This is a genomic window from Pseudomonas sp. PA-4-8C (assembly GCF_021606625.1).
Taxonomy (GTDB): Bacteria; Pseudomonadota; Gammaproteobacteria; order Pseudomonadales; family Pseudomonadaceae; genus Aquipseudomonas; species Aquipseudomonas lactis.
On the sequence record NZ_WKCD01000256.1, the window covers coordinates 1 to 7,891 of the forward strand.

Here is a 7,891-nt window from a genome sequence, read left to right on the forward strand (position 1 = left end):
GGTTGAACTCAACGAATTCAAGCGCCTGCTCCACGAGGAACAGCGCCCGCCAGGCTTGTCTGCCGCCGCTTCTTTCCTGTACGACAGCCTCCATTACCTGTTCCCGGAAAGCACCCTGAGCGACCTGCGCTTCAGTGCATTGCCCAAGCGCTCACGCCACGCTTCGCTGGTAAACACCTTGACCGGTTCGCTGGTTCAGCAGTTCCAGGCCAACCTGGCGACACTGGCTCAAAGCCGCGCAGACCGGGACGTGCAAGCTGTGATTGATGGCGCCGCAGCCATTGCCGCCGAAGTCCTGGAGCTATTGCTTACCCCCGTGCCGGGAGGCGTGACCGGCATGACCAGGATCATGCAGGTGGCAGTGTTCGGTAGCCTGGGCCACAGCATCATCCAAGGCGTGAACGAAGCGCTCAAGGGTGAGGCCGCCAACTTTGCCGCGGCCATGGGGGATGTCGCCGACCTGGCAGTCAACGGCCTGCTGACTTCCACCGCCGGCAGCATTCATCGCCGGCGCATGAACGCACTGCTCGACCAACTGGGCAACCCGCGCAAAGTGATACGCAGCGATGGCACTCACACGCTATGGAAACCGGATATCAGCCCCTATGCAATCCTCGATCAGCACCTACTCGACGGCCAGGTAGCCAACACCCAAGGCATCTATTCGCTGCGGGAAAAACACTACGCATGGCTGCGGCACACCGAGCAAAAACATGTGGTGGAGGTTGGCTACGACAGCAGCCTCATGCGCTTCGTACTCAAGAATGATCATCGCGGCGGCTTCGCACCGCCCATCGTGTACGACCCACACTTGGGCGCGTGGACGCTGGACTTGAACAACGCACACACCCTGAGCAACGTACAGTTGGCCGAACGCATGTTGCCCAACGGCTCGACCGCCGTGCCCGCTCAAGCCATGGAGACTTTGCTGCGCAGCACAGCCACCACGCGCAGCACCCTGGATGCCATCTGGCAGGGCCAAGCCACGCCGGTCAACCTCGTCGAAGGGGTGCGCCGGTTGCAAGCCGACCGGGTGATCGAGCAGCTCATCACGCAGTTCCATCGCCGCGGACACATGCCGCCCCACGCCGACGGCGCGGTGTTGTGCCTGCTGACCCAATTGCCGGAATGGCCGACCGGCGCCTTGATCAACGTGCACACTGCCGACGGCTCGTTGAGCGAAACCTACGGCGCCCTTGAACAGCACGCCCCGGCGACCACACTCATCAGCCTCAAGCGCCGTGACGATGGCACTTACACCGGCCTCGATGGGCGCCCTGATACCGATGAGCAACTGCTTGGACTGATCCTGCGCCAGCAACCACCGGGCTCCGTACTGGGCAAAGCTGGCAGCCCGCATTTGACTACCGCCCAGCGCACTGCGCGCCTGCGCGTGCAGATCAGCGCCCTGGTCCAGACACGACGCATGGACCTGTTCCAGGCCCTGACTCGTTATGCCGGCTATGCCAGGTATGAAGTGCCAGTGGGCCAAGCGGCGCGCGACTTGCTACCTATCAAGGTGGCGCACCCGTTGGTAATCGTCACGCCGCTGCTGCGCAAACTCCATGAGCTGTACCCACCGCTCACCCCGGCCAACGTTGCGCAACTGCTGGAACACCAACCGCTCACCCCATCGCAACAAACACGTTTCCTGCACGACGCCAGCCTGCCCACCGCGACCCGGCAACTGCTGGAACAACACCGCACCGCCTTGCGCATCGACGCCGCCATCGACGGCCTGTACCACCCACGCCCGTTCAACCCGGACAACGATCAATGGGCCAGGGAGTTCGCCTCAAGCCTGCTGCGCAAGTGGTTCAACCGCCACTTCGTAGTGACCGAAATGGTCAATGGCACGCCGCCCAATCGCTATGTCTCCAGCAGCCCGGACGACACCACCGTGGAGCTGCTGCATTACGGCGAGGGCCGCTACGAGGCGTACGACATGCGCAATGCTGGCTCCATTGCGGTGTCGCCGGCCATCGACAGTTTCTACCTGGCAATCGGTTCGGTGTTGCAACCCCATGAACGCACCCGCCTGGGCATGAATGCCGACACCGACGCCAAGGGCTTGCGTAAAACCCTGGGGGACCTGATGAGCGCGCAACGCAGCCCCGAAGGCTATGTCAGCCTGCTCAACGGCTCTCTGGGTCAATACGAACAATCTCTGGTGTTGCCGGCTGAACTCCAGGCCAATGCCGAGGGCATCTATGCGTGGCAGGATCAACAACTGATCAGCCTCTACGGCTCGTTGTATCCGATCACGTTTGACGAACAACGGCTCAAATGGCGACTCAAGCACCCACAGAAAGTGGGGGTCGATACCCCGCTGCTCGAACATAACCGGCACGGCGCCTGGCGCTTGGCGAGCGAAGACCCGATGAGCTGGGATGATCACCGTTTGCTCTATCGTCTCGGGCCTGAAAACGCCCATGTCGACCAGCCCACCTCGGCGCGCATCCTCGCCATTACCGACACGCCGGCCCGAGCCCTGCGCGAGGTGCACAGTGCTGGCCTGCCGCCTCCGCCGCTGCTGGAGGACACCACCAAGCGCGTAGGCATCGAGCGGCAGATTTTGCATTTCATCCAGGCGATGACCACCGCATCGGCCCGCCATAACGCCCGGCCTACCCTGCAGTTGATGCTGTTGAGTTTACTGCCTGGCTGGCCCGACAGCCATGCGTTGCAAGTGGTGGATAAACGCAATCAGGTGCTGGTCCAGTACCCCGCCAAGGTCAAGGCCCCCGTGCAAATCATTCGTGTATCCCAAGGCAATGCGCGTGGCACCACGCCGATTTACGATGCGGCGCTCAACGACACCTTGGTTCAAGCACTGTTGGGGGAGCTACCCGCCACCGTCGAAGAGCGCCAGTTCAAGCTGGCCAAACGCATCGCCGAATACGCCTATCGCGAAAGAGCCCAACTGTTCGAGCAGTTCTACGCGCAAAGCGAGCAGCCTGGCACGCTGCTGGAAACGCGCCTGAAACAGCATCATCCGCAACTGCCTGTGAGCGCCGTCCGAGCCATCCTCGGCCAGGCCACGATCAAGGAGCAACGCCAACTGCAGGACAAAAACCAGGTCGGCCTGCGCCTGGCTGAACAGGCGCGCCTGACCGCCCACGACCTGCGCTTGAACCGCGCCTACGAGGGCCTGTACCTGACCACTCTGATGAACCCCGACAGCGACACCATCACCTTGCATATGCTCAAGTCACTCAACGGCTGGCCTGCACAGTTGCGCCTGGACATCCACGAGGACACCGACACCGGGCGCCTGCTGGAAAGTGGCGGGCACCTCACCGGCACCGACCGCCGCGCCCTCATCCGGGTGGGTGGCCGTTATCGTGCCCTCGACCCGCAAGGCCGCACACTCAACGATCCAGCCGACAGCACTTGCGACCTGCTGAGCGCCATTGTCCTGCTGCTGTCACCCAGCGAATGTACAGCGTTGGGCATGGCCGATCGGTTCGACCTGGCCACACTGCAATCACGCGTTGCAGACCTGGCGCTGAACCAACGCGTGGCGATCAAGCGGTTGCTCGACCTGCCCGCGATACCGCCATGGTTGCAACCGCCGATGAAGGTGGACAGCTCATTCGTGGCCTATCCACTTTCACTGCAAAACCTCTGGCCGTTCCGTGGCCCGAGGACTGCGGACCTGGTGCGTAAGGTACAAAAACTCTATCCCAGCTTCAGCGTGGAACAGGCCGAGCTATTGATCGAATCACTGGACTTGTCGGCCCCCGCCACCCTGCTGGAACTGGAGCGCCGCGAAGCCGAATACGCCACCCTGGACCACGGCCTGACGCGCTGGGCCGAAACCCTGCAGCCCATCGACGACCCGGCCACCGATCCTATGGGGTTGAACCTGGGGCGGCGGCGCTACCTGGCCCAGCATATCCGCCAAGCCTGGCGCCATGAAACCCCTAGATCGCGCAGCTATGATTTCTTCGAACGCCATTTCTTACATCTGCAATTGGAAGACAACAATCTGCCCGATGCTGATTTCATCCTCGGCACTCGAGGCTTTGAACACATCGAAGACCTGCACATCTCGGGCAATACATTCCCGGCGACCGGCAATGCCTTCCTCAGCCGCTTTGCCAACCTGCGTCAACTGAACATCGACTGCCTGCTCAGCGAGTTACCAACGCAAATAACCGAGATGCGCCATCTGGAAGTACTCAACCTGGGCGGCAACCACATCACCCTGGACGCAGACGCACGCCAACGCCTGGCGCAAATGACCTCGCTGCGCGAATTGAACCTGAACGACAACCCTCTGGGCCTGGCACCGGATGTCAGCGCCATGGACCAGTTGCGCATCCTTAACCTGCGCAATACCCAGATCGACCAGTGGCCCTTGGGAGCCGACGACAGGCCCGTCCTGAACCGCCTGTTACTCCAGGAAAACCGCCTGACGACCTTGCCGAACACGCTGTTCCAGCCCGGACGCAGAGTTCAGGTGAACCTGGATATCCAGTTGCATGACAACCCACTGGATGCCGAGACCCTCGCCCGCATCGGAGCGCACGCCAACCGTACCGCCGCCCTGGGTGGCCCTCTGCCAGGCATCACCCACCAACCGCCCCGCGAAGCAGACTTTGCCAATTGGCTGAGTGGCGTACCGGTTGAGCAACATGTGCAGCGCCGCACCCTGTGGGACCAATTGCTGTCTATCGAAGAGCCCAGCCCGGATGATGCGTTCCGGGTACTGCGGGATTTGACCCAGGCGTATGCCTACAGCAATACATCGGCACGCCCCGCCTTGACTGAAAGGGTCTGGAAGCTGCTGGAGGCGATGGGCAACTCCACGCAGTTGCGTAACGAAGTCTTCCTTAACACCTATTTGGCCGGCACCTGCGGCGACGGTGCGTTGCTGACGTTCATCGACATGGAAATCACCCACCTGCGCCACATCGCCAAGGTGCAGCCCGCCACGCTGCAAGCCAGTCGTGATTTGATGGATTTGGCCAACCGCGTGTTTTTCTTGCGTGAGCTGGATCAATTCGCCGACGAGCACATATTGGCGCTGCGTGCCGCCGGAAAAGAACCGGACGATGTGGAAGTCAAACTACACCTGCGCATCGCCCTGGCCGAGGAATTCAACTTGCCGATCGGGCCTGAGGAGATGCTGTACTCAGCAGAGCGATGGGTGAAGCCACAGGACATACGCCGCGCACGCCAGAAGCTGCAACGGCTAAAGGCCAGCGATGCGGCAATCAACGCGCTGATGACCGAGCCGTTCTGGATCGAGTTCATGGCCCGCCATTTACCCGAGCCCTTTGCAACGATCAGCGCCACGACGCGCCATAAGATCGAGAGGTTGAATCGGGAAGAGTCGGACCGACGCTCGGACCTTTATCTGGAGCGTCGCCAGGCCATCATCGATGAAGAAAAAGACGAGTTGGCGCGGCTGGTACGCCAACTGACCCTGGCTGTGCAGGCCGCAAAAACAACCTCCTGAAGGCCGAAACCGCCTGTCTTCCTGTAGGAGCGGGCTTGCCCGCGATAGCGGTGTGTCAGTCACTGAATCTTTAACTGAACCACCACATTCGCAGGCAAGCCAGCTCCCACACTGGTTATGTATGGCCCACAGGATCAACGCCTGGCACCGATCACCTGTAGGAGCGGGCTTGCCCGCGAAGGCGGTGTGTCAGCCACTGAATCTATGCCTGAACTGCCGCTATGACAGGCAAGCCCGCTCCCACATTTAGACGGAGCGGCTCGCGCCGCTGTTGGCGACGGCGGGCTGCAACTTGAACGCGTAGTACAACACGGTCAACAACACCAGAAACGCAGGCCCTACATACAGCGCCACACGGGTCTCGGGGAAGTACGCCATCAGGCCCACCACCAGCACCAGGAACGCCAGCGCCAGGTAGGAGCTGACTGGGTACAGCCACATGCGGTACTTGAGGCCCGCTTGCTCGGCCAGGCTCAGGCCTTTGCGGAATTTGAGCTGAGCCAGCAGGATCATCAGCCAGGTCCAGATCGCGCCGAAGGTGGCGATGGAGGTCACCCACACGAACACCTGGTCCGGCACCAGGTAGTTGAGCAGTACGCCCAGCAACAAGGCAAAGATCGACAACAGCAACGCTTTGCGTGGCACGCCGTTACTGGAGGTGGTGCCGAACGTCGCAGGCGCCTGGCCGTTCTGCGCCAGGCTGTAGAGCATGCGCCCGGTGCTGAAGATGCCGCCGTTGCAGGACGACAACGCGGCGGTGATCACCACGAAGTTGATAATGCCCGCAGCGGTCTTGATGCCCAGGCGCTCGAAGGTCATCACGAACGGGCTACCCTGGGTGCCGATTTCATTCCATGGGTAGATCGACAGGATCACGAACAACGCGCCCACATAGAACAGCAGGATGCGCCAGAACACCGAGCCGATGGCACTGGGAATGGTCTTCTGCGGGTTGCGCGCTTCACCGGCGGTGAGGCCGATCATCTCCACGCCCAGGTAGGCGAACATCACCATCTGCAACGACATCAACACGCCCTGCACGCCGTTGGGCATGAAGCCGCCGTGGGTCCAGAGGTTGGAAATGCCCAGTGCCACGCCGTCATTGCCGAAGCCGAAGGCGATGATGCCTACGCCGCCGATCACCATCGCAATGATGGTGACGATCTTGATCAACGCGAACCAGAACTCGAACTCACCGAACGCCTTGACTGCGATGAGGTTGATGGTGCCCATGCTGATCAGCGCCGCCAGGGCCCAGATCCAGCGCGGCGTGTCGGGGAACCACACGCCCATGTACACCGCCACGGCAGTGATTTCCGCGACGCAGGTCACCAGCCACAGGAACCAGTAGTTCCAGCCGGTGAGAAAGCCAGCCAAGGGGCCCAGGTAGTCCTGGGCATAACGACTGAACGAACCGGCTACGGGGTTGTGCACCGCCATTTCACCGAGGGCTCTCATGATCACCAGGATCGCCAGGCCGCCAATGATGTACGAGAGCATGATGGCCGGGCCGGCCATTTCGATGGCCTTGGCCGAGCCCAGAAACAGGCCTACACCGATACAGGCGCCCAGGGCCATCAAGCGAATGTGGCGCTCGCCCAGTTCACGTTTGAGCGGGCCGCCTTGAGCGGTCTCGCCAGGGGGCAGTGGTTTGCCAACAGGCATAGGGATACAACCTCATTTTGTTATTGGATTTAGCCACCGAGTCTCAGGCGTATCAGCCGGTGGGCTCATACACCGGCCGGACCGGGCCTGCCTCGTGGGCAAACCCGCCTGGCGCGAATGCTCGGCCAGGACAGCGGGGCGTGCAGTATAAAAAGCTACCGATAGGGCTTTTCACTCAATAAACAGCAAAATTTGGCGATAAGCCCCGGAAAAATCGGCTTCGACGGATCGGGCTCCCGCTGTCTAGACCGGCCCTGCCAGGGCAAAACGGCGCAGAGTATTACATAACTTTCAAAACCCAGGCTTATCCAGCGCGCCTCAGTCCACGCTGAAAAACAGGCGCCGGGCCAGGCGTCGGGAAATGCTTGCACGTTCGATTTCCAGGGTTTGTCGCACGCGCCCGGTCTGGCCGGTGCGGATGCGCGCGAACGCCTGCGCCTCCACCTCGGCCTGGGCCTGGCGCCCCATTCGTTCCTGCTCGGGGCTCTTGAGGTGGGCGGCATTGTCTTTGTAGTGGTCGTCCGGCCCTACGCGGCTGTCGTAGTGAAAATGCGCGTAACACAGCGCCTGCCCGGTGTGCGTGTCCACGACGGCGTACACCTGTAAGAAGTCCCGTGACTTGCCTTTGATCGGCACGCGTGCGCCCTGCCTCACAATGCGCACCTCGTTGAGTGTGTGCAAAAAATCCACATCTTCCGCGCTGCCCAACTTGAGCTTGCTGGCGTGCACGCGCGCCTGTACGCCGGCTGCATCCAGGCG

At 61.5% G+C, this 7,891-nt stretch carries 2 protein-coding genes and 1 pseudogene; 1 reads left to right on the top strand and 2 read right to left on the bottom strand.

What is annotated here, in order from left to right:
• A partial coding sequence (locus GIW04_RS24815) for an NEL-type E3 ubiquitin ligase domain-containing protein (RefSeq protein WP_236479292.1) occupies window positions 1–5,467 on the top strand: 5,467 nt, incomplete at its 5' end.
• Window positions 5,468–5,713: 246 nt separating this feature from the next.
• On the opposite strand, the gene GIW04_RS24820 is transcribed toward GIW04_RS24815, so the two are convergent.
• Both GIW04_RS24820 and GIW04_RS24825 read right to left on the bottom strand, forming a co-directional pair.
• Window positions 5,714–7,132, bottom strand: a complete 1,419-nt coding sequence (locus GIW04_RS24820) for an amino acid permease (RefSeq protein WP_120248718.1) — start codon at window positions 7,130–7,132, stop codon at window positions 5,714–5,716.
• 318 nt (window positions 7,133–7,450) lie between these two features.
• Window positions 7,451–7,891, bottom strand: a pseudogene (locus GIW04_RS24825) (hypothetical protein); the annotation flags it as partial.

Bases quoted from the DNA above. Each gene is read 5' to 3' on its own strand.
- GIW04_RS24820 (WP_120248718.1), bottom strand. From the start codon at position 7,132: ATGCCTGTTGGCAAACCACTGCCCCCTGGCGAGACCGCTCAAGGCGGC.